Below are 22,127 nucleotides of genomic sequence, written 5' to 3'. Positions count from 1 at the left end.
GGACGCTAGATCACGCTTCGTCAAAAAAGCGTGAAGAGCGGCCGATTAATGGCTCGAAATTGACTCCAGTTGTTGCAGAAGCAGCGCAGCCTGTGTGCGCGTACGCACGCCCAACTTGCGGAAAATCGCCGTCACGTGGGCCTTGATGGTCGCTTCCGACACGCTCAGCTCATAGGCGATCTGCTTGTTCAACAGCCCTTCACAGACCATGGTCAGCACCCGAAACTGCTGCGGCGTCAAACTGGCCAGACCTTCGCTGGCCGCTTTGGCTTCGGCAGATACTTGAACCTGTTCGAACGCCTGTGGCGGCCACGACACATCGCCATCGAGCACGGCGCGCACGGCCGTTTGAATCTGCTCCAAAGAGCTGGATTTTGGAATAAACCCGCTGGCGCCGAACTCTCGGGACCGCACCATCACCGAAGCCTCTTCCTGGGCAGAGACCATGACCACCGGAATTTGCGGATATTGCCCGCGTAACAGTACCAACCCGGAAAACCCGTAAGCGCCCGGCATGTTCAAATCGAGCAGCACCAGATCCCAATCCGCCTTGATGGCCAGCTGTTTTTCCAGCTCGGCAATACTGGCGACCTCTACCAGACGAACATCTGGTCCCAGCCCCAATGTCACCGCCTGATGCAAGGCGCTGCGGAACAGAGGATGGTCGTCGGCAATCAGGATTTCGTATGTGGCCATTTTTTAAATGATCCCGTTTCAGGCGAGTACTGACGCATTGCAGTACCCGCTAAGGCAACTTGAGCAACAGTGTCGACACCGTGCGTCAAAGGGCGCGTTTTACGCTAAACGTCGCGAAAAATAGGGGTTTGAACGGCAGCAGCGCCCGAATCGGCGCCAAGCATGCCCAGCGAATGCAAGAGGGTCAAGGATAAAACAGACGTCGCCTTTGAGCCCTGCCTGACATCCAGCACACCTGCAAGGCCGCGACTCTTTGACACACCCTGTCATTGCTGAAAATTGTAGCGCTACTTCTTTAGTCTATTGAGAGCGATTCTGGCGAAGGTCTTTTACAGAAAACGTCCAGCTCACGGTGCGCTGCGCTGCTTTCGTTGATCGGCAACTGATTGCGGGCATCGAGGTAGTGCTGGCTGAACACATCGAAGTAGGCGTCCAGCGCAGTAGAAGCCTGGGTATCGCCGGCCAGATCCAGGCACAGGCTCGCGACTTCTGCGGTGCATAAATGCTCGCTGCGGGTAGAGCGGCGAAGTCGATAGCGCGACAAACGCTCGGGCAACAGGCTCAGAATGGGCAACCGATCAAAGTAGGGGCTTTTGCGAAAGATCTTGCGCGCCTCCGTCCAGGTTGCGTCCAGCAGGATAAACAGCGGACGCTTGGCACTGTCGAGTTCAACGCTATGGGTCACACGCTCAGGCTCGACATATTCACCCGGAAACACCAGATACGGTTGCCATTGCGGGTCGGACAGCAACGCCAGCAAGCCCGGATCGGTTTCGGTACGCGACCAAATGAAGGCGTAGTTGTCACTCACCACATCCGCAATCAACCACCCGGTATTACTTGGCTTGAACACTTCCTTTTTGGTCATGATCAGGCACACGCCCGCCCGCGTGCTGACCTGCGGTCGCCAGCGACACAAGCAATGACTCGCGATCACCCGGCAGGTGTGGCAACGGGGCGCGCGTGAGCCGCGGGACAGGTAGGGTTTAGTGCTTTCCTCTTCTCGCTCGTCTCGTAAACGGGCGACTGCATTCGGGGAAAAAGTCATCAGGGTCATGTTTTTTACTTAAGGGGCAGATCGCCCGCTCGCCTCGGATGGGCGCAGGAGTCGATTCACTGAATAAAGGCGCGCAGTCTAACAGAGGCCACGCCCTGACGGCGGCGCCCGTGACGTGAGGCATTTCCTGACAGCGCAGGCTGACCTATACTCCCGCGCCACTGAACGCATAGACCTGTGGCGGGTCAAAGCCTGCGTCACTGAATCAGGAGAGTTTCATGCTGCGCTATATCATTCCGACCGTTGCTCTATTGCTCGCACTGCCTTTAGGCGCACAAGCGGCCTCTCTTGCAGAATTCAACCTGAACAAAACCCTGCTCAAAGTTGCTGACAAAAGCAACGAAGGCAAACCACGGGCAATCAACGCCGACTTGCTGGACAAAGGCTTTACTGTTGAAGGCACGGTACTGGTCAATAACCTGGAAGCGAGTCCGAACCTAGCCGCCCAGATGCGCTCCGCACCAGAAGCGGCCATCCCCCAGCTGGGTCGCAGTGTTTGCAGCAATCCAAACTTCCGCAAGCTGATGGCCAAAGGCGCAACCATGCGCTTTAACATCCGGGAATATAAAACCAACAAGCCTGTGCTGGTTCAGGACATCGGCGCCGACAACTGCCAGCGCAAGAAATAACGGTTTAGCCCTCAAGGCCTGCACGCCGCATACCGATGCGGCGTGAACGGTCTCTGCACGTTTTACGATTCTTCATGTGCTTCAAGTAATTAGCGGTTGCCAGCCTTGGCGGTGCAAGACCATCATCAGGCCATCACTTTTGACACGGTGTGTCTGCGCTGTCTCATTCGCAGCGCCCAAAGGATGTTGTGCTGAAGGAGACGTACATGCCTGACCAACCCCATGAATCCCTGCCTTTTGAACCTGAGCACTTGAGCCTTGATATTGCGGCGCAAGTAGACGCTCAACTGCAGTTGATAGCACCCGACAGCCCTAACCGCCCGCTCTACCGCGAAATGCTGATGACCGTGTTGCGCATGGCCCACGACGACCTTGATCGCTGGAATGCCAAAATCACACTGCAAGCCATACGCGAACTGGAAAAGACGTTCCGGGTACTGGAGCAGTTCCGGGGCCGTCGCAAAGTGACAGTATTTGGTTCTGCGCGAACCCCCATCGAAGATCCTCTCTATGCATTAGCCCGAGAAGTGGGCGCCACGCTTGCGCAATCAGATTTCATGGTCATCACGGGCGGCGGTGCTGGCATCATGGCAGCCGCGCACGAAGGCGCTGGGGCTGATCACAGCCTGGGTTTCAACATCACCCTGCCTTTCGAACAGCGCGCCAACCCCACCATTCTTGGCACCCCCAACCTGCTGGCGTTTCACTTCTTCTTCACCCGCAAACTGTTCTTCATCAAAGAGGCCGACGGGCTGGTCATGTGCCCTGGAGGGTTCGGTACGCTGGATGAAGTGCTGGAGGTGCTGACCCTGATTCAGACGGGTAAGACGCCGTTGGTACCGGTGGTGTTGCTGGACATGCCGGGCGGAACATTCTGGCAAAGCGCGCTGGACTTTGTTCACAACCACCTTGAAGCCAATCATTACATCTTGCCCAACGACCTCAAGCTGATGCGGCTGGTTCACAGCCCCGAAGAAGCCGTGGCCGAGATTAACCAGTTCTATAACAACTTCCACTCGACCCGCTGGCTGAACAAACTCTTTGCCGTGCGCATGAAACGCCCACTCAATGAGGAGGCGTTACATCAGGTTCAACAAGCGTTCGCAGACATTTGCCTGAGCGATGGCTTCCATCAGCACATCGACGATGAGCCCGGCTTCAGTCATTTGACTCGCTTAAGCTTTGCTTTCAGTGGTCGCAATCAAGGCCGCCTGCGTGAACTGGTTGATTTTATAAACCTGCCGCGCAACTGGGCTGAACAATCGGGGGCGAGCTGTAACCCAGAGATGGGCACAACCTGCACTTAATGGGGTGCATTGGAACACGAAGGGCTTGGCGTACCTCGCAACGCTTGGCAGCAACAGCTGTTATCTGCTGTTGCTGCCAAGCGTTGTGATAGGCGTATTAATCATCAAACTCTCGGCCACTCAGCAGTCGACCGATCATTTCAAGCGAATAGCCGCGATAGCTCAAGAAACGCCCCTGACGGGCGCGCTCTTTGGGATCTTCTGGCATGCACCCGGAAAACTTTCGCTGCCACGCCTCTTTCAACTGCTCTTGCCAGTTGATGTCAGACTCACGCAATGCTTGCTCAATATCCCCCCGCGCCAAGCCACGCTGGTTGAGCTCTTCACGAATACGCAAAGGGCCGTAACCGGAACGGGCGCGATAGCGGATATAGCTTTCGAGGTAACGCGACTCTGACAACAGCCCCTCTTCCGTTAAACGGTCGAGGGCGATGTCGATCATCTCAGGGCAAGCACCGCGCTGACGCAATTTGCGCGTCAGCTCGACTCGACCATGCTCGCGGCGCGCGAGCAGGTCCATTGCGGATCGCCGGATGGCGGTGAGGTCTTCCAGAACAGCTGTCATGGCTCAATCAGTTGCTGTCGTCGTCCGAACCGGTGTTTTCAAGCTCCATTTCGGCAGCTTCCTGCTCAGCCGCCGCTTGCTTGGCCGCCTTGCTCATTTTTGGCATGACTTTCATTTCAGCCAGTTCGCTTTCAGTCTTAGGGCCCAACAGCTTGTCACGCAGCTGCTTTTCAAGGGCGGCCTTGATGTCCGGGTTCTCATCGAGGAACTTGGCCGAGTTGGCCTTGCCCTGACCGATTTTGCTGCCCTGATAGCTGTACCAGGCACCGGCTTTTTCAACGAAACCGTGCAATACGCCCAGCTCGATCATCTCGCCATTGAGGTAAATGCCCTTGCCGTACAGAATCTGGAATTCTGCCTGGCGGAAGGGAGGTGCCACTTTGTTTTTGACGACTTTGACCCGGGTTTCGCTGCCGACTACGACGTCGCCTTCTTTCACTGCACCGGTACGACGGATGTCCAGTCGAACCGAAGCGTAGAACTTCAGGGCGTTACCACCGGTAGTGGTTTCCGGGCTACCGAACATCACGCCGATTTTCATACGGATCTGGTTGATGAAGATCACCAGGCAGTTGGCGTTTTTGATGTTGCCAGTAATTTTGCGCAAGGCTTGCGACATCAAGCGAGCTTGCAGACCCACGTGGGTATCACCCATGTCGCCTTCAATTTCCGCTTTAGGCGTCAGGGCTGCCACGGAGTCAATGATGATCACGTCAACCGCATTGGAACGCACCAGCATGTCGGTGATTTCCAGTGCCTGTTCGCCGGTGTCAGGCTGGGAAACCAGCAGGTCATCAACATTCACGCCAAGCTTGGCAGCGTATTCAGGGTCCAGCGCATGTTCAGCGTCGACGAATGCGCAGGTGGCGCCCGCTTTTTGGGCTTGCGCGATAACGGACAGGGTCAGTGTGGTTTTACCGGAAGACTCTGGACCGTAGATTTCAACAATGCGGCCCTTTGGCAGACCGCCAATGCCCAGCGCGATGTCCAGGCCCAGCGAACCGGTAGAAATAGCCGGGATGGCCTGGCGCTCCTGATCGCCCATCAGCATGACGGCGCCTTTGCCGAATTGACGTTCGATCTGACCCAAGGCCGCAGCCAAGGCTTTCTTCTTGTTGTCGTCCATTAAAGTCCTCTCGTAATCAATAAGGCCTGGCGGCCGATAACTGTATAAGTAGCCAGTATTATTCCACAGGGTTTCAGGATCGCCTACCCCTGATTTTTTATTTCTCTTACCGTTCGGCGTATTAAGCCTTCCAGAGCCGCTTTGACTGTTTGCCGACGGACCTCGTCGCGGTCCCCCGGGAAATGCCTGCACTCGGCAGAAACCTCGCTGCCAACCCCCCAGGCCAGCCAGACCGTGCCCACCGGCTTGGCCGCAGAACCTCCGCCGGGCCCTGCCACACCGCTGACCGCAACTGAAAAACGTGCCCCGCTCTGCGCTTGTGCGCCGCGGGCCATGGCCTCTACCACTTCACGGCTGACAGCGCCGACCTGGGCGAACAATGGCTCCGGTACTTGCAACTGCCTGGTTTTCTGCTGATTGGAATAGGTAACAAACCCCGCTTCAAACCAGGCCGAACAGCCTGCGATACGGGTGATGGCTTCTGATATTGCGCCACCGGTGCATGACTCGGCGGTCGTGACCTGCGCATTAAGAACCTGCAATTGCCGCCCAAGTTCAGCCGCAAGCTGAGTTAATTCATCCACGATCGACTCCTTTAAAGCGCTCACTCGGGCCACTAAGCTACACGACCCACATTCGGGTCGCCACGGGCCGGGCATAACCTCAGGCGGTGAGCGCTCGTCAGCCCAAAAGGGCTAACCGTCAACCCCCAAACGCTTTGCAGCCCAACGTTGATACAGGCTGATGGCAGCATCTGCACCCGCCAGTGCCGTCAAACACCCCAAGGCGCCCGCGGCCCAGACCGACATGCCGGCCGCGTAAAGCAGCATGAACGTCGAGACCCCGCACACCATGCAAGCGCCAGAACGCAGCGCCAGCCGGCGCACCAGCGGCCATCCGCTCGCGCCCTCTTTGTCGGCCCGCCACATTTCACCAAAAATACCGCCCACCAATGCCAGAAGGACGACCAGCAACACCGGCATATCCAACAAAACTTGCGGATCATTCATCGCTTCATCACTCCTGAGTCCTTATCGAAAAGCGTCAATGTCTGACTTATAGGCTGAACACTTGACGCTCCTCTCGCACCACATCCTTGCGTAAGGTCGACCTCTGCAGCCATAAAACCAAGATTATGCCTGTATGAATATACAGTCAATGCACTGATGCATATTCTTTCCTTCGCTTATGAGTGTCAGCTGTAATCGCAAGCCGGGCAGGACATTTCTTTTCAGGTGCGAAAAAAGCCTGCTGTGGGCAGGCTTTAGGGGGGAGAAGCGTCTTAGCGGGCGTACATGCCCCACCAGAACACATGGCCGAGAATCACCAGTTGCTCATCCTCAAGGTCGGCATAGAGGTAATCCTCGTCTGGATACTCGTCGTGGTTAAAACTGCGCAAACGCAGTCCAGTCGCCAGGCGATACAGCTGTTTTACCCGAAGCTCGCCGTTGTGGTTGATTGCATACAGATCGCCGTCCACAACATCATCCAGTGAACGTTTACCGGCATTGACCCCGACTGTTGCGCCGTCACGCAGGACCGGCAGCATGCTGTCACCACGTACCGTTACACATTTCGCCTGATCGAACTGCACACCGTTGTGCCGCAGGCTGCGCTTGCCAAAACGCAGCTTGGCTCGCTCACTTTCCTCAATGGCAAAACGCCCGGAACCTGCCGCCAGCTCAACCTGACGCAAGAACGGGATCGACACCTCGTCATCGGCCACGGGCGTATCGTCATCCCACAGGCAAATATCACGCAGCTCCGGATGCCGCGGCTCGGGGTCCTCACGCCCACGCAGGCGGTCAGTACTGATATTGAAATACACGGCTATTTTTGAAAGATGGCGGTCAGAGGGCTCGGCAATCTTGCCACTCAAAATTCTGGACAGCGTGGATTGCGGGACACCGGTCAGGCGATGCAACGCCATGGCACTGATGTGGTGCCGTTCGAGCAACGCTTTAAGGACGGTTGAAACAGTACGTTTAGGCATGCGCGGAATATTGCTGGGCAAGCGCCCCGTTGGCAAATCCTAATTCTTCTCTATATAGCAACACGCCGGACTGAGCCGAGCATGCCTGTAGATGCAAGGCGCTGGCATGTTAACCTTGCGCCCATTGCCATAAAGCTGTGCACGGCACCCGCTTTTCACTCCTCTTTTATAAATGAATCCGCCTAAGCCCTGATGAGTAAAAATACTTCCGACCTGTCTTCCCACACACCGATGATGCAGCAGTACTGGCGCCTGAAAAACCAGCACCCTGATCAGTTGATGTTCTATCGCATGGGCGACTTTTACGAGATCTTCTACGAAGACGCGAAGAAGGCCGCCAAGTTGCTAGACATCACCCTCACGGCACGTGGACAGTCGGCAGGACAGGCGATTCCCATGTGTGGCATTCCTTATCATGCGGCCGAAGGTTATCTGGCCAAGCTGGTGAAGCTGGGCGAGTCGGTGGTGATCTGCGAGCAGGTTGGCGACCCGGCCACCAGTAAAGGACCGGTTGAGCGTCAAGTGGTGCGGATTATCACGCCAGGCACCGTCAGTGATGAAGCGCTGCTGGATGAGCGCCGCGACAACCTGATTGCCGCCGTTCTTGGCGATGAACGTTTGTTTGGTCTGGCCGTTCTGGACATCACCAGCGGCAATTTCTCGGTATTGGAAATCAAGGGCTGGGAAAACCTGCTGGCTGAACTGGAGCGTATCAATCCGGTTGAGCTGATGATCCCCGACGATTGGCCTCAAGGCCTGCCCGCCGAGAAACGCCGTGGCGTGCGTCGTCGTGCACCGTGGGACTTTGAGCGCGATTCAGCCTTGAAAAGCCTGTGCCAGCAGTTTTCTACCCAAGACCTTAAAGGTTTTGGCTGTGAAAACCTGACATTGGCCATTGGTGCAGCCGGTTGTTTGCTCAGTTACGCCAAGGAAACCCAACGCACCGCCCTGCCCCACTTGCGTAGCCTGCGCCACGAGCGCCTGGACGACACGGTGGTGCTCGATGGCGCCAGCCGTCGCAATCTTGAGCTGGATACCAACCTGGCGGGCGGGCGCGACAACACGCTGCAGTCGGTAGTGGATCGCTGCCAAACGTCCATGGGCAGCCGCTTGCTGACCCGATGGCTGAATCGTCCATTGCGCGATTTACCGGTACTGCTGTCACGCCAGACCTCGATTACCTGCCTGCTGGACGGCTATCGCTTCGAGCGCTTGCAGCCCCAGCTCAAAGAAATCGGCGATCTGGAGCGCATTCTGGCGCGTATCGGCCTGCGCAACGCAAGGCCCCGCGATTTGGCACGCCTTCGTGACGCACTGGCCGCACTGCCTGAACTGCAAGACGCCATGCTCGATTTGCACGCGCCGCACTTGCAGCAGTTGGCGGCCACCACCAGCACCTATCCCGAACTGGCTGCGTTGCTGGACAGAGCGATTATTGATAACCCGCCTGCGGTGATTCGTGACGGCGGCGTGCTGAAAACCGGCTATGACGCCGAGCTGGATGAACTGCAAGCCTTGAGCGAGAACGCGGGTCAGTTCCTGATTGACCTGGAAGCCCGTGAAAAAGCCCGTACCGGGCTGGCCAATCTCAAGGTCGGGTACAACCGGGTACATGGCTATTTCATCGAGCTGCCAAGCAAACAAGCAGAACAGGCGCCTGCGGACTACATCCGTCGCCAGACCCTCAAAGGTGCCGAGCGGTTTATCACCCCCGAGCTCAAAGCCTTTGAAGACAAGGCCCTGTCCGCCAAGAGCCGTGCCCTGGCCCGCGAGAAAATGCTTTACGAAGCGCTGCTTGAAACCCTGATCGGTGAATTGCCGCCGCTGCAAGACACGGCCGCCGCACTGGCCGAACTGGACGTACTGAGTAATCTGGCCGAACGCGCTTTAAACCTCGACCTCAATTGCCCGCGGTTCGTTGAAGAACCGTGCATGCGCATTCAACAAGGTCGTCATCCGGTGGTGGAGCAAGTGCTGACCACCCCTTTCGTGGCCAACGATCTGGCGCTGGATGACAACACCCGCATGCTGGTGATTACCGGCCCGAACATGGGTGGTAAATCCACTTACATGCGGCAAACCGCCCTGATTGTGCTCTTGGCGCACATCGGCAGTTTTGTCCCGGCCGCCAGTTGCGAACTGTCGTTGGTCGACAGGATTTTCACGCGTATCGGCTCCAGCGATGACCTGGCTGGCGGGCGCTCTACCTTTATGGTGGAAATGAGCGAAACCGCCAACATTCTGCACAACGCGACAGAGCGCAGCCTGGTGTTGATGGACGAAGTGGGCCGTGGTACCAGCACGTTTGACGGTTTGTCGTTGGCATGGGCTGCGGCAGAACGTCTCGCTCAATTGCGTGCCTATACGCTGTTCGCTACCCACTATTTCGAATTGACCGTGCTACCAGAGAGCGAACCACTGGTGGCCAACGTGCATTTGAGCGCGACCGAACACAACGAGCGCATTGTCTTCCTGCACCACGTATTGCCTGGCCCTGCGAGTCAAAGCTACGGGCTTGCGGTGGCCCAACTGGCGGGGGTTCCGGCGAATGTCATCACTCGTGCTCGCGAACATTTAAGCCGACTCGAAACCACCAGCCTGCCCCATGAAGTGCCTGCACCGGCCCCAGGCAAACAATCAGCGCCCCAGCAAAGCGATATGTTTGCTAGCCTTGCGCATCCGGTGCTGGACGACCTGGCCAAGCTGGATCTTGACGACCTGACGCCACGCAAAGCCCTTGATTTGCTCTACACATTAAAGACACGCATCTAACCATGCGATAGAATCGCGCGCGGTTCGGGATGCTAATGGCCTTTTAGCCTGGTCAATAGATACCACTCCCGAGCCTGGCGAGCCCGACCTGGAAGGGCTTCGCTGCCGCCGCCTGAGGAGAAAATTAGAAATGACCTTCGTCGTCACCGACAACTGCATCAAGTGCAAGTACACCGACTGCGTAGAAGTCTGTCCGGTGGACTGCTTTTACGAAGGCCCGAACTTCCTGGTGATTCACCCGGACGAGTGCATTGATTGCGCGCTTTGTGAGCCTGAATGCCCGGCGCAAGCCATCTTCTCCGAGGATGAAGTGCCAGCGGGTATGGAGAATTTCATTCAGTTGAATGTGGAGCTGGCTGAAATCTGGCCGAACATCACTGAACGCAAAGACCCTCTGCCGGACGCGGAAGAGTGGGATGGCAAAACAGGCAAGATCGAACACCTGGAGCGCTGATTCACGCAGCACTAAAAAGCCCCGTCTCTTGCGAGCCGGGGCTTTTTACGTTTTGACGGTGCGCTTTAATCCTCATCCGGGCCGCACGCCTCTCCCGCCACAGCAAAGCAGGCCGGGCTTAGCGCTGATTAGCCTGCGATGTCGCACCCCGTGGCTTCTTGCAATTGTTCACGGGTAACACCGGACGCCAGCTCTACCAGCTTGAGCCCTTGTTCGGTGACATCCAGCACCCCCAAATCGGTGATGATGCGATCCACCACACCCACGCCAGTGAGCGGCAGATCGCATTGCTTGAGCAGTTTGTGGGCGCCACCTTTGGCGGTGTGCTCCATCAATACCACCACGCGTTTGACTCCGGCCACCAAATCCATGGCCCCGCCCATGCCTTTAACCATCTTGCCGGGAATCATCCAGTTCGCCAGGTCCCCCTTCTCGGAGACTTGCATCGCGCCCAGGATCGACAGGTTGATGTGCCCGCCGCGAATCATCGCGAAAGAGTCCGCGCTATTAAAGAAGCTGCTCCCGGGCAAGGTGGTGATGGTCTGCTTACCCGCATTGATCAAGTCAGCATCGACTTCTTCTTCAGTGGGAAACGGACCAATCCCCAACAGACCATTCTCACTTTGCAGCCAGACGTCCATGCCTTGCGGGATGTAGTTGGCCACCAGCGTCGGCAAACCAATGCCCAGGTTGACGTAAAAACCATCCTGCAGTTCTTGGGCGGCGCGGTGCGCCATTTCTTCACGAGTCCAGGCCATGCTCAGGCGCTCCGCACAGTGCGTTGTTCGATGCGTTTTTCCGGGGTGGCGTTGAGGATCAGCCGCTGTACGTAGATCCCGGGCAAATGAACCTGATCAGGTTCGATCTCGCCAATTTCAACGATTTCTTCCACCTCGACCACACACACTTTCGCGGCCATCGCGGCCAACGGGTTGAAGTTGCGCGCTGTTTTATTGAACAGCAGGTTGCCTGATTTATCGGCTTTCCAGGCTTTAACCAGTGCGACGTCGGCACGCAGTGAGCGTTCCATGACGTACCACTCGCCATCGAATTCGCGGGTTTCTTTGCCTTCGGCAACCAGAGTTCCGTAACCGGTCTTGGTGTAGAACGCCGGAATACCAGCGCCACCCGCGCGCAGCTTCTCAGCCAGCGTCCCTTGTGGGGTGAACTCAAGCTCCAGCTCACCGGCCAGGTACTGACGTTCGAACTCTTTGTTCTCACCCACGTAGGAAGAAATCATTTTACGAATTTGCCGCGTGGTCAGCAGTTGACCCAGGCCAAACCCGTCTACACCGGCGTTGTTGCTGATCACGGTCAACTCGCGCTTGCCACTGTCGCGCAAGGCAGCGATCAGGGCTTCTGGAATCCCGCACAATCCAAAACCGCCCACGGCCAGGGTCATCCCGTCTTCGACGAGCCCTTGCAAGGCGGATTCAGCACTCGAGTAAATCTTATTCACTTGTTATTCCTCGAATTGGCCACGGTGCGCCTGGCACCTGTGGCCTGCTTGCTTTAGTCGAGGACGGGCACCTAAGAAAACGGCTGTCGCCCATCCCCCGATCTTGGCTGCCCCAGCCTCAGGCCAGAGCGTTGCCCGAGTGTAGGGGAAGGCGGCGAAGGAACTCTAGCCATGAGTGTGGATGGCGCAGAAATAAATGCAGAGTGTGTCGCGTTTGCGCAACGCTTTGACGGGTAAACCGGGCCACGGATACGATCTTTAACAAACTCGTAACAATTGCCCTACAAAATACTTAGCTCGCTAACTTTAAACCCGCGGCCTAGACGTATATAAAGACCGCCGTGGTAGTAAACGTCCTACAGACAAAATCTTCTCTCGCCTTATGGCTGTAGAGAACTAGACTCTGATTCAGTTTTGTCTGATGTTCGCAGGCTCGGGGTCAAGCGCAGCATATCCAGGCCCACGTCGACCCAGGACTCCGCTTCTTTATGAAGTTCAAAACTGTCGGGAACCAGCAGCCATTGCCCGAGAAGACCGTCGATATAGGCGTGAAAACAGATGGCTGCACGGCGTACGTCAAGGGTTTCGGGGAGTTGGTGCCGATGAATCGCATTGCTCAAGGTGAGCTCGATCCGGGTGTTGCAATCGATCATCGCCACCTGGCGCTGACGTCGCAAATCGCACATTTCGTCAGTGAATTCGCATTTATGAAACAAAATCTCATTGATTCGCCGAGTTTTTGGATCAATTGCCACTTGGTGAAACAAATGGATCAGCAGCTTACGCATGCAACCCAGGGGGTCGATTTCGTCTTGGCTCTCACACGCTTGAGCGAGCGCATCCAAAGGCTCATGCAGACTGTCCAGCATGGCCTGCACCACGTCAGCCTTGTTGCTGAAATGCCAATAGATCGCGCCTCGGGTTACCCCGGCCAGCGTGGCGATATCCCCCAGCGTCGTGCGCGCAACACCTCGCTCATAGAAAGCCCTTTCGGCCGCTTCGAGGATCGCACTGCGGGTTTCCTGAGCTTCTTCTTTGGTACGACGCACCATGGCAATAAAAACCTCAATCAGGGTGGTCAAGACGACTCTGAAAAGCCTTCCAGACCTATATCGGGTGGCGTTTGTTGTGCCTTATCCCGGCCTACAGCTCACGCATTGAAAAGGGTTGCGGCATGCCTTTAACGACACAGCCCTGCTATTTACAAACAGACACGAATGTAAGTATATTCCTTAGCAAGCTACTTATCCACCCGGAACAGCTTTCTTTACCCTTCCACTATTCTTGTGCGCTTTCGCGTGCCTGACCCGAGGATCTTCATGCAATTCAAGCCAGCTGTTACCGCTCTGGTTGCCGCCGTCGCCCTGGCATCGCTGCTCAGCGGATGCAAAAAGGAAGAAGCGGCACCTGCCCCCCAAATCCCTCAGGTCGGTGTTGTCACGCTGAAAGCCCAGCCCTTTACCTTGACGACCGATCTTCCAGGCAGAACAACGTCCTACCGTTCTGCCGAGGTTCGCCCACAAGTGAACGGGATTATTCTTAAGCGCCTGTTCAAAGAAGGCTCTGACGTCAAAGTCGGTCAGCAGCTGTATCAAATTGATCCGGCCATCTATGAAAGTGCCGTTTTGAGCGCACGCGCGACCTTACAGTCGGCCAAATCACTGGCTGACCGCTACAAGCAATTGGTCGCAGAACAAGCCGTAAGCCGCCAGGAATACGACAACGCCGAAGCCGCGCGCCTTGAAGCTGAAGCCACGCTGAACACGGCTCAGGTCAACTTGCGTTACACCAAGGTATTGGCACCTCTGACCGGCCGCATCGGTCGTTCGCTGTACACCGAAGGCGCGCTGGTCACCAGCGGCCAGGCCAATGCACTGGCAGTGATCACGCAACTGGACCCCATCTACGTGGACGTGACCCAGTCGTCGGTTGAAATGCTGGAGCTGCGCAAAGACCTCGCCGATGGCCGTTTGAAGAAAGCTGGCGAAAATGCCGCCAAGGTCAAGCTGACACTGCCCGATGGCAGTGAGTATGGTCAGGAAGGCCGCCTTGAATTCAGCGAAGTCTCGGTCGACGAAACCACCGGTTCGGTGACCTTGCGCGCCGTATTCCCCAACCCTGATGAAATCCTCTTGCCCGGCATGTTTGTGCACGCGCAACTGGAAGCCGGTATCGACAGCAATGCAATCCTCGCGCCTCAAGTGGGCGTGACCCACAACCTCAAAGGTCAACCGACAGCATTGATTGTCGGCCCGGACAACAAGGTTGAGCTGCGTGTGCTTGAAGCATCGCGCACCGTGGGCAGCGACTGGCTGGTCGAGAAAGGCCTGAACCCGGGCGACCGCCTGATTACTGACGGCCTGCAATTCATCAAGCCTGGCGTTGAAGTCAAAATCATGGAAAAACCACAAGGCGCAACCCCGGCATCTGCCCCGGCAACAGAAAAAGCTGCAGGCAGTAAAGGGGAATAAACCATGTCGAAATTTTTTATCGACCGTCCGATTTTCGCTTGGGTAATCGCCCTTGTGATCATGCTGGTCGGGGCACTTTCGATCTTGAAACTGCCAATCAACCAGTACCCGAGCATCGCGCCTCCGGCCATCTCGATCTCCGTGACCTATCCGGGTGCTTCGGCACAAACCGTACAGGACACCGTGGTTCAGGTGATCGAGCAACAGCTCAACGGTATTGACCACTTGCGTTATGTGTCGTCTGAAAGTAACTCCGACGGCAGCATGACCATCACCGCGACCTTTGAGCAAGGGACTGACCCGGACACCGCCCAGGTGCAGGTGCAGAACAAGCTCAACCTGGCCACCCCACTGCTGCCCCAAGAGGTTCAGCAGCAAGGTATCCGTGTGACCAAGGCAGTGAAAAACTTCCTCATGGTTATCGGCGTGGTGTCTGAAGACGGCAGCATGAACAAGGATGACTTGTCCAACTACATCGTCTCCAACATGCAAGACCCGATCTCCCGTACCGAAGGTGTGGGTGACTTCCAGGTGTTTGGTGCCCAGTACGCCATGCGCATCTGGCTCGACCCAGCCAAGCTGAACAAGTACAACCTGACCCCGATTGACGTTAAATCCGCCATTTCCTCGCAGAACGTACAGGTGTCTTCCGGGCAACTGGGCGGCCTGCCAGCGGTCAAAGGCCAGGAACTGAACGCCACCATCATCGGCAAGACGCGCCTGCAAACTGCCGAAGAGTTCAAAAAGATCCTGCTCAAGGTCAACACCGACGGCTCGCAAGTACGCTTGCATGATGTCGCGGAAGTCGCCCTGGGCGGTGAAAACTACAGCATCAGCGCGCAGTACAACGGCAAGCCGTCCTCGGGCCTTGCAATCAAGCTGGCGACCGGTGCCAACGCACTGGACACCGCCAAGGCGCTGCATAAAACCATCGACGACCTGGCCCCGTTTTTCCCGCCTGGTATGAAAGTGGTTTACCCGTACGACACCACGCCCGTGGTATCGGCCTCGATCAAAGGGGTGGTTGAAACCCTGGTCGAAGCGGTTGCGCTGGTGTTCCTGGTGATGTTCCTGTTCCTGCAGAACTTCCGCGCTACCATCATCACGACGATGACCGTGCCAGTGGTATTGCTCGGTACTTTCGGGATCCTGGCGGCGGCCGGCTTCAGTATCAACACCTTGACCATGTTCGGTATGGTACTGGCCATCGGCTTGCTGGTGGACGACGCCATCGTAGTGGTGGAAAACGTCGAACGGGTCATGAGTGAAGAAGGCCTGCCCCCCAAAGAAGCCACCAAGAAATCCATGGAGCAAATCCAGGGAGCGCTGGTCGGTATTGCCCTGGTTCTGTCAGCCGTACTGCTGCCCATGGCGTTCTTCAGCGGCTCGACCGGTGTGATCTACAAGCAGTTCTCGATCACCATTGTTTCGGCGATGGCGCTTTCGGTACTGGTTGCCCTGATCTTCACCCCGGCCCTGTGCGCCACCATGCTTAAGCCGGTCAAGAAAGGCGATCATGGTGAGAACAAGCGCGGCTTCTTCGGCTGGTTCAACCGCACATTCGACAGCGGTGTAAAACGCTACGAGAAAGGTGTCGGCAGCATCCTGCGCCACAAAGCACCGTACTTGCTGGCCTATGTCTTGATCGTTGTCGGCATGGTGTTCCTGTTCACCCGCATCCCGACCTCGTTCCTGCCGGAAGAAGACCAAGGCGTTCTCTTCGCTCAGGTACAAACCCCGGCGGGTACAACTGCAGAGCGCACCCAGGTCGTAATTGACCGTATGCGTGAATACTTGCTGACGGACGAGTCGGCGGCGGTGTCCTCGGTCTTTACCGTTAACGGCTTTAACTTCGCCGGTCGCGGCCAAAGCTCAGGCCTGGCGTTCATCATGCTCAAACCGTGGGCCGACCGTGATGCCGATAACAGCGTATTTGCGCTGGCGGCACGTGCTCAAGCGCACTTCTCCACCTTCCGTGACGCCATGGTGTTTGCCTTTGCTCCGCCGGCCGTAATGGAGCTGGGTAACGCCACTGGCTTTGACGTGTACCTGCAAGACCGTGCCGGTATTGGCCACGAAAAGTTGATGCAAGCCCGTAACCAGTTCCTGGGCATGGCATCGCAGAGCAAAATCCTGGCAGGCGTGCGTCCTAACGGCCTGAACGATGAACCTCAGTACCAGTTGGAAATCGATGACGAAGCAGCCCGCGCCCTTGGCGTAGGTCTGAGCGACATTAACAACACCCTGTCCATCGGTCTGGGTGCCAGCTATGTCAACGACTTCATCGACCGTGGTCGTGTGAAAAAGGTCTATCTGCAAGGCGAAGCTGACTCGCGGATGAACCCCGAAGACCTGAAAAAATGGTATGTGCGCAACGCTGAAGGAACCATGGTGCCGTTCTCTGCATTTGCCAAGGGCAAGTGGATTTACGGTGCGCCGAAGCTGTCGCGTTACAACGGCGTAGAAGCCATGGAAATCCTGGGCGCCCCGGCACCCGGCTACAGCAGTGGTGAAGCCATGGCTGAAGTCGAAGCACTGGCCAAGAAGCTGCCGGCAGGCGTCGGTATTTCCTGGACCGGCCTGTCCTACGAGGAACGTCTGTCAGGTTCTCAAGCACCTGCGCTGTATGCGATTTCCTTGTTGATGGTGTTCCTGTGTCTCGCGGCACTGTATGAAAGCTGGTCGATTCCGATTGCGGTCATGCTGGTGGTCCCTCTGGGGATTATCGGTGCACTGCTGGCCACCAGCCTGCGCGGGTTGTCCAACGACGTGTACTTCCAGGTGGGCTTGCTGACGACCATCGGTCTGGCCTCGAAAAACGCCATTCTGATCGTCGAGTTCGCCAAAGAGCTGCACGAACAAGGGCGAACCTTGACCGAAGCCGCCATTGAGGCCTGCCGCATGCGTCTTCGCCCGATCATCATGACCTCGCTGGCGTTCGTACTGGGCGTTATCCCGCTGGCCATTTCTTCGGGCGCAGGTTCGGGTAGCCAGCACGCCATTGGTACAGGTGTGATCGGCGGTATGATCACTGCAACTGTTCTGGCCGTGTTCTGGGTGCCGCTGTTCTTCGTCGCGGTGTCGTCCTTCGGCAGCGGCAAAGACAAGGACTCGGAAAAGAAAGTGGACCTGACTAAAACTCCAAATCAAGAGGCTGGCCAATGAGCAAGTCGCTTCTCGCAGTCGCCGTAGCAGCGTTTACGCTGGGCGGTTGCTCGCTGATCCCTGACTACCAGCGCCCTGAAGCGCCGGTAGCAGCGCAGTACCCGCAAGGCCCGGCCTACAAGCCTAACGAAGCGCCAGCTCAAGCGGCGGCAGAACAAGGCTGGCGTGAGTTCTTCCGCGACCCGGCCCTGCAACAGTTGATTCAGACAGCTCTGGTGAACAACCGCGACCTACGGGTCGCGGCCCTGAACATTGATGCGTATGCCGCTCAGTACCGTATTCAACGTGCCGATCTGTTCCCGGCGGTGACGGCCAATGCCAGCGGCAGCCGTCAACGGATGCCAGCACGCCTGTCGCAAACCGGCGAGTCAGGCATCACCAGCCAATATTCGGCGACCCTCGGGGTCAGCGCGTACGAGCTGGATCTGTTCGGTCGCGTTCGCAGCCTGAGCGATCAGGCCTTGCAGAACTACTTTGCGACTGAAGAAGCCCGACGCACCACTCAGATCAGTCTGGTTGCCAGCGTCGCCAATGCTTACTTGACCTGGCAAGCCGACAAAGAGCTGCTCAAGCTGACTGAAGACACGCTCAAGGCGTTCGACGAGAGCTACAAGCTCACCTTGCGCAGCAATGAAGTGGGCGTTGCTTCGGCACTGGAAGTCAGCCAGGCGCGGACCTCGGTGGAAAACGCCAAGGTTCAACTGGCGCGCTACACGCGTCAGGTGGCTCAGGATCAGAACAGCCTGGCCTTGCTGCTCGGCACGACCCTTCCGCAGAACCTGCCCGCGAGTAAACCGCTCGCCGCTGATCTGCTGACAGAAGTACCAGCAGGCCTGCCTTCAGATTTGTTGCAACGCCGTCCTGACATTCTGGAAGCCGAGCATAAGTTGCTGGCCGCCAATGCCAATATCGGCGCCGCACGTGCCGCGTTCTTCCCGAGCATCAGCCTCACCGCCAATGCCGGGACCTTGAGCCCGGACCTGTCGGGGCTGTTCAAGGGAGGCTCGGGCACTTGGCTCTTCTCGCCGCAAATCAACCTGCCCATCTTTAACGCAGGGGCTTTGCGCGCCAGCCTGGACTACTCGAAAATCCAGAAGGACATCACCGTCTCGCAGTATGAGAAGGCGATCCAGACAGCATTCCAGGAAGTATCTGACGGTCTGGCAGCGCGCCAGACCTACAATCAACAGTTGCAAGCCCAGACGGACTTCGTTAACGCCAACCAGGATTACTACCGGTTAGCCGAGCGTCGTTATCGGATTGGTGTCGACAGCAACCTGACGTTCCTTGATGCACAACGCTCCCTGTTCAGCGCGCAACAATCGTTGATCAGTGACCGCCTTTCGCAGCTGACCAGTGAAGTCAATCTGTACAAGGCGCTGGGGGGTGGCTGGTACGAACAGACCGGGCAAAACCGCCCGATTTCGTCCGAGCCGCCTAAGGCCTGATAGAGAAACTGCTAAACACACAAACCCGCCTTTTGGCGGGTTTGTGTGTTCAAGGGCGGTGAATTTACCTAAACGCGCTGAGCATTTTCTCCCCTGACGTGCCTTGGCCGTTGATCACACCAGTGGGCGTAAAAATGAAATACATGGCTTAAAGTCCTGACTGCCTTATTAGTGGATATCAGATCCCGACCCAACATGCTGCTTTGCGCAACGATGCTTAGCCCTTATGGCAACCGTAGGATATGCAAACTTGATAGTCGCCGCTGCGGTTCAGCACTGTATAAGCGGCCCTGAAAGATTGATCCGCCTCAGTTGCCAGGCCATTTAACTACCTGACTGAACACGCAGGGTGATTTCACCCATCGCTCTTTGCGCACGTGCAACCCGTACCGTGTGGATATAGAACGCGCGTTCTATATCCACACTTCACTTATCCAAGAACACCCCCTCCTCAGAAGTTATTTGCTCCTGAAAGACGCTCATTGATTAATCATTCAATACGTTTGTTTCTTTCGTCCGATAACCTGCTGTTTTGTCACTCATGGAAGTTGACGTGCCCGAACAGCATCGGCGATAGTAGCAGCCACTGTTCAGACGCAGCACAGAACAGTCTACACGCGGGCTAAAGTGCCACTCTCTCAACCGCCTCTTCTTGGCCCATTCAGCGCCAGGACGGTCACCGAGCGATTGATTGTTGCGTGGCTTTTAAAAAGGGTGAAGTCGCAAACTTTAACAGGACAGTTAAAGCGTCCCGGTGCGTGGGACATGGCGGTTTAATAGCCGGCTTATTTATGAGCGACGTACACGGCCAATACGCATTAACCGATTCAAACTCTACTTAATTAGGTAACACTGTGACGAAAGACGAACTGCGCGCTGAACTTGAGCGTCAGGAGCAACGTTACAAGGACGTTTACGGTGGTGAAGTGACGACTTACGCAGCTCAACCCGAGCCCGAGCGTAAGCCATGGCGCAAGCGCGCCAGCCTGCTTGACCAGGCCTTCACACAAGAAATCCAGAAAATTGAAAAAGAGTTAAAACCCGAGGCCCCCTGACAGGGGCTTCGTCTGCGCCCTGCCGAAACCGGCCTGTAGGGTGAACCCGCCAAAGGCGTGTGCACCCATCATCCTGTACGAACGACTGTGTTCAAGGTGCGCAATGCAAGCCGGATCGTGCAACTGAAGCCACTCAGTAGCACTCGCCTGGGGTTTTCAGGTCTCTGACAAGAACGGGCTGCGGCTAAACACCGCAAAAAAGAAATTTCATACACCTCATTCAGACCTGCGCCAAGGGCCAACACTTGCCTGCCAAACAGCGTAGAGCCTTTGTTATCAGCGGCTTGGAAGCGTTTTCCGACCCATTGAAGCTGACCGGTCTGACAGGCTTTTTCATTTACAGATGTTACCAACGGGCAGCTAGTGCATCGATTACCAAGGTTTTCTGGCATAATCCGGCCCCCTTTATGACCGTGTCAGAAAACCTTCATGATCGATCTATTAAGCGGATTGGATGCCTGGGTTCTTGTCAGCCTCTTCTTCGCCCTAGCCTTTGTTCTCGCGTTTGAGTTCATCAACGGCTTTCATGACACCGCGAATGCGGTAGCGACTGTCATCTACACCAAAGCCATGCCGCCTCACCTGGCGGTGTTCTTTTCCGGTGTGTTCAATTTTCTCGGCGTTTTGCTGGGTGGTGTGGGTGTGGCATACGCCATTGTCCATTTGCTACCGGTCGAACTGCTGGTCAATGTGAATACCGGACATGGCCTGGCCATGGTGTTCTCACTGCTTGCAGCGGCCATCACCTGGAATTTGGGTACTTGGTACTTCGGCATCCCGGCCTCCAGCTCCCACACCTTGATCGGTTCGATCCTGGGTGTAGGCCTGGCCAACGCATTGATCACCGGTATCCCGGTGAGCGATGGCGTGAACTGGCAGAAGGCAATCGACATTGGTGCTTCGCTGGTGTTCTCGCCGCTGGCAGGCTTTGTTGTCGCCGGTTTACTGCTGGTGGGCCTTAAGTGGTGGCGTCCGAACTCCAAGATGCACAAGACGCCCGAGCAACGCCGCAAGCTGGATGACAAGAAGCATCCACCGTTCTGGAACCGTCTGGTACTGGTGATCTCGGCCATGACCGTGAGCTTCGTGCACGGCTCCAACGATGGCCAGAAAGGTATCGGCCTGATCATGCTGGTGTTGATCGGTATCGTGCCAAGCGCCTTCGTACTGGACCTCAACAGCACGACGTATCAGATCGAACGCACACGCGACGCGACCCTGCACTTGAGTCAGTTCTATCAACGCAATAACGCGAGCCTCAGCGAGTTCCTGGCGCTGGGTAAAAGCGTGAAAGACGACTTGCCCGGCGAGTTCCGCTGCAACCCGCAACAAACCGAGCCGACCATCGCGGCCTTGCTCAGTTCGTTGAAAGGTGTCGAGAACTATCAGTCGCTGTCGGCCGAGAAGCGTATCGAGATCCGTCGTTACCTGCTTTGCCTGGATGACACCGCGAAGAAAGTCAGCAAATTGCCAGTGCTTGAGCCACGCGAGAAAGCGGACCTCGAAAAACTGCGCAAAGACCTGACCGCCACCACTGAATACGCGCCGTTCTGGGTGATTCTGGCGGTAGCCCTGGCCTTGGGCCTGGGCACCATGGTTGGCTGGAAACGCGTGGTCAAGACCATCGGCGAGAAGATCGGCAAACAAGGCATGACCTACGCACAGGGCATGGCGGCACAGATCACCACCACCTTTGCCATTGGCCTGGCCAACATCTTCGCCTTGCCGGTATCCACGACTCACATTCTGTCGTCGGGTGTCGCGGGCACGATGGTTGCGAACAAAAGTGGCCTGCAAGGCAACACCATCAAGACGATTCTGATGGCATGGGTGCTGACGTTACCCGCAACGATTGCACTCTCTGCTGCGTTGTTCTGGCTGGCGTCCAAAGCGCTCGCCTAAGCAACAAATGCACTAAAAAAGGTACGCC

Annotated in this window: 19 protein-coding genes; 9 read left to right on the top strand and 10 right to left on the bottom strand. The window is 56.6% G+C overall.

Features of this window, described 5'->3' with window-relative positions; genetic code table 11:
• Window positions 1-45: 45 nt before the first annotated feature.
• Both erdR and IF654_RS06070 read right to left on the bottom strand, forming a co-directional pair.
• On the bottom strand, window positions 46-696 hold the full coding sequence (gene erdR, locus IF654_RS06075; RefSeq protein ID WP_047274141.1) for a response regulator transcription factor ErdR: 651 nt from the start codon (window positions 694-696) through the stop codon (window positions 46-48).
• 295 nt (window positions 697-991) lie between these two features.
• Window positions 992-1,744 carry a tRNA-uridine aminocarboxypropyltransferase gene (locus IF654_RS06070; protein ID WP_047279228.1) on the bottom strand — a complete coding sequence of 251 codons (753 nt, stop codon included), beginning with the start codon at window positions 1,742-1,744 and terminating at the stop codon, window positions 992-994.
• 227 nt (window positions 1,745-1,971) lie between these two features.
• On the opposite strand from IF654_RS06070, the gene IF654_RS06065 reads away from it, so the two are divergent.
• Window positions 1,972-2,382, top strand: coding sequence for a PA3611 family quorum-sensing-regulated virulence factor (locus IF654_RS06065; RefSeq protein ID WP_047278646.1), 411 nt, complete (start codon window positions 1,972-1,974; stop codon window positions 2,380-2,382).
• 206 nt (window positions 2,383-2,588) lie between these two features.
• A complete protein-coding gene (locus IF654_RS06060) occupies window positions 2,589-3,689 on the top strand; it encodes an LOG family protein (RefSeq protein WP_194862667.1) in 1,101 nt (366 codons plus the stop codon).
• A 97-nt stretch (window positions 3,690-3,786) separates the two neighbouring features.
• On the opposite strand, the gene recX is transcribed toward IF654_RS06060, so the two are convergent.
• From recX to IF654_RS06035, 5 genes are all read right to left on the bottom strand, one after another.
• Window positions 3,787-4,254 (bottom strand): recombination regulator RecX, encoded by a 468-nt coding sequence (gene recX / locus IF654_RS06055; RefSeq protein ID WP_047274135.1) that lies wholly within the window; start codon window positions 4,252-4,254, stop codon window positions 3,787-3,789.
• Window positions 4,255-4,261: 7 nt separating this feature from the next.
• Window positions 4,262-5,380, bottom strand: a complete 1,119-nt coding sequence (gene recA, locus IF654_RS06050; RefSeq protein WP_047278651.1) for a recombinase RecA — start codon at window positions 5,378-5,380, stop codon at window positions 4,262-4,264.
• Between the two features lie 83 nt (window positions 5,381-5,463).
• Window positions 5,464-5,964, bottom strand: a complete 501-nt coding sequence (locus tag IF654_RS06045) for a CinA family protein (RefSeq protein ID WP_194862880.1) — start codon at window positions 5,962-5,964, stop codon at window positions 5,464-5,466.
• Between the two features lie 111 nt (window positions 5,965-6,075).
• On the bottom strand, window positions 6,076-6,390 hold the full coding sequence (locus IF654_RS06040; RefSeq protein WP_047274129.1) for a phage holin family protein: 315 nt from the start codon (window positions 6,388-6,390) through the stop codon (window positions 6,076-6,078).
• 272 nt (window positions 6,391-6,662) lie between these two features.
• The gene (locus tag IF654_RS06035; RefSeq protein WP_194862668.1) at window positions 6,663-7,373 is read right to left on the bottom strand and encodes an XRE family transcriptional regulator; all 711 of its coding nucleotides are present in this window, start codon (window positions 7,371-7,373) and stop codon (window positions 6,663-6,665) included.
• Window positions 7,374-7,565: 192 nt separating this feature from the next.
• On the opposite strand from IF654_RS06035, the gene mutS reads away from it, so the two are divergent.
• On the top strand, window positions 7,566-10,145 hold the full coding sequence (mutS, locus tag IF654_RS06030; RefSeq protein ID WP_047274125.1) for a DNA mismatch repair protein MutS: 2,580 nt from the start codon (window positions 7,566-7,568) through the stop codon (window positions 10,143-10,145).
• A 130-nt stretch (window positions 10,146-10,275) separates the two neighbouring features.
• Window positions 10,276-10,599 carry a ferredoxin FdxA gene (fdxA, locus tag IF654_RS06020; protein WP_094987354.1) on the top strand — a complete coding sequence of 108 codons (324 nt, stop codon included), beginning with the start codon at window positions 10,276-10,278 and terminating at the stop codon, window positions 10,597-10,599.
• Window positions 10,600-10,727: 128 nt separating this feature from the next.
• Here fdxA and IF654_RS06015 read toward each other — a convergent pair whose 3' ends face one another.
• From IF654_RS06015 to IF654_RS06005, 3 genes are all read right to left on the bottom strand, one after another.
• Window positions 10,728-11,357, bottom strand: a complete 630-nt coding sequence (locus IF654_RS06015; protein ID WP_047274121.1) for a CoA transferase subunit B — start codon at window positions 11,355-11,357, stop codon at window positions 10,728-10,730.
• Window positions 11,358-11,359: 2 nt separating this feature from the next.
• The gene (locus tag IF654_RS06010; RefSeq protein WP_047274119.1) at window positions 11,360-12,058 is read right to left on the bottom strand and encodes a CoA transferase subunit A; all 699 of its coding nucleotides are present in this window, start codon (window positions 12,056-12,058) and stop codon (window positions 11,360-11,362) included.
• Window positions 12,059-12,438: 380 nt separating this feature from the next.
• Window positions 12,439-13,110 (bottom strand): TetR family transcriptional regulator, encoded by a 672-nt coding sequence (locus tag IF654_RS06005; protein WP_047274312.1) that lies wholly within the window; start codon window positions 13,108-13,110, stop codon window positions 12,439-12,441.
• A 267-nt stretch (window positions 13,111-13,377) separates the two neighbouring features.
• On the opposite strand from IF654_RS06005, the gene IF654_RS06000 reads away from it, so the two are divergent.
• The 5 genes from IF654_RS06000 to IF654_RS05980 all read left to right on the top strand — a co-directional run bounded on the left by IF654_RS06000 (window position 13,378) and on the right by IF654_RS05980 (window position 22,099).
• On the top strand, window positions 13,378-14,529 hold the full coding sequence (locus IF654_RS06000) for an efflux RND transporter periplasmic adaptor subunit (RefSeq protein ID WP_047274117.1): 1,152 nt from the start codon (window positions 13,378-13,380) through the stop codon (window positions 14,527-14,529).
• Between the two features lie 3 nt (window positions 14,530-14,532).
• The gene (locus IF654_RS05995; protein WP_047274116.1) at window positions 14,533-17,694 is read left to right on the top strand and encodes an efflux RND transporter permease subunit; all 3,162 of its coding nucleotides are present in this window, start codon (window positions 14,533-14,535) and stop codon (window positions 17,692-17,694) included.
• The gene (gene adeC / locus IF654_RS05990) at window positions 17,691-19,142 is read left to right on the top strand and encodes an AdeC/AdeK/OprM family multidrug efflux complex outer membrane factor (protein ID WP_047274114.1); all 1,452 of its coding nucleotides are present in this window, start codon (window positions 17,691-17,693) and stop codon (window positions 19,140-19,142) included. The genes IF654_RS05995 and adeC overlap by 4 nt, the downstream gene beginning before the upstream one ends.
• 854 nt (window positions 19,143-19,996) lie before the next feature.
• A complete protein-coding gene (locus IF654_RS05985; protein ID WP_047274113.1) occupies window positions 19,997-20,197 on the top strand; it encodes a hypothetical protein in 201 nt (66 codons plus the stop codon).
• A 429-nt stretch (window positions 20,198-20,626) separates the two neighbouring features.
• Window positions 20,627-22,099, top strand: coding sequence for an inorganic phosphate transporter (locus IF654_RS05980; RefSeq protein ID WP_047274111.1), 1,473 nt, complete (start codon window positions 20,627-20,629; stop codon window positions 22,097-22,099).
• Window positions 22,100-22,127 lie beyond the last annotated feature (28 nt).

The organism is Pseudomonas lundensis (genome assembly GCF_015377145.2).
GTDB lineage: Bacteria > Pseudomonadota > Gammaproteobacteria > Pseudomonadales > Pseudomonadaceae > Aquipseudomonas > Aquipseudomonas lundensis.
The sequence above is the reverse complement of the archived record's forward strand: the minus strand, read 5'-3'. Positions and strand labels throughout refer to the sequence as shown.

Excerpts from the sequence above, each read along its gene's own strand:
- erdR (WP_047274141.1), bottom strand. The coding sequence starts at position 696 with ATGGCCACATACGAAATCCTGATTGCCGACGACCATCCTCTGTTCCGC.
- IF654_RS06070 (WP_047279228.1), bottom strand. The coding sequence starts at position 1,744 with ATGACTTTTTCCCCGAATGCAGTCGCCCGTTTACGAGACGAGCGAGAA.
- IF654_RS06065 (WP_047278646.1), top strand. The coding sequence starts at position 1,972 with ATGCTGCGCTATATCATTCCGACCGTTGCTCTATTGCTCGCACTGCCT.
- IF654_RS06060 (WP_194862667.1), top strand. The coding sequence starts at position 2,589 with ATGCCTGACCAACCCCATGAATCCCTGCCTTTTGAACCTGAGCACTTG.
- recX (WP_047274135.1), bottom strand. The coding sequence starts at position 4,254 with ATGACAGCTGTTCTGGAAGACCTCACCGCCATCCGGCGATCCGCAATG.
- recA (WP_047278651.1), bottom strand. The coding sequence starts at position 5,380 with ATGGACGACAACAAGAAGAAAGCCTTGGCTGCGGCCTTGGGTCAGATC.
- IF654_RS06040 (WP_047274129.1), bottom strand. The coding sequence starts at position 6,390 with ATGAATGATCCGCAAGTTTTGTTGGATATGCCGGTGTTGCTGGTCGTC.
- IF654_RS06035 (WP_194862668.1), bottom strand. The coding sequence starts at position 7,373 with ATGCCTAAACGTACTGTTTCAACCGTCCTTAAAGCGTTGCTCGAACGG.
- mutS (WP_047274125.1), top strand. The coding sequence starts at position 7,566 with ATGAGTAAAAATACTTCCGACCTGTCTTCCCACACACCGATGATGCAG.
- fdxA (WP_094987354.1), top strand. The coding sequence starts at position 10,276 with ATGACCTTCGTCGTCACCGACAACTGCATCAAGTGCAAGTACACCGAC.
- IF654_RS06015 (WP_047274121.1), bottom strand. The coding sequence starts at position 11,357 with ATGGCCTGGACTCGTGAAGAAATGGCGCACCGCGCCGCCCAAGAACTG.
- IF654_RS06005 (WP_047274312.1), bottom strand. The coding sequence starts at position 13,110 with ATGGTGCGTCGTACCAAAGAAGAAGCTCAGGAAACCCGCAGTGCGATC.
- IF654_RS06000 (WP_047274117.1), top strand. The coding sequence starts at position 13,378 with ATGCAATTCAAGCCAGCTGTTACCGCTCTGGTTGCCGCCGTCGCCCTG.
- IF654_RS05995 (WP_047274116.1), top strand. The coding sequence starts at position 14,533 with ATGTCGAAATTTTTTATCGACCGTCCGATTTTCGCTTGGGTAATCGCC.
- adeC (WP_047274114.1), top strand. The coding sequence starts at position 17,691 with ATGAGCAAGTCGCTTCTCGCAGTCGCCGTAGCAGCGTTTACGCTGGGC.
- IF654_RS05980 (WP_047274111.1), top strand. The coding sequence starts at position 20,627 with ATGATCGATCTATTAAGCGGATTGGATGCCTGGGTTCTTGTCAGCCTC.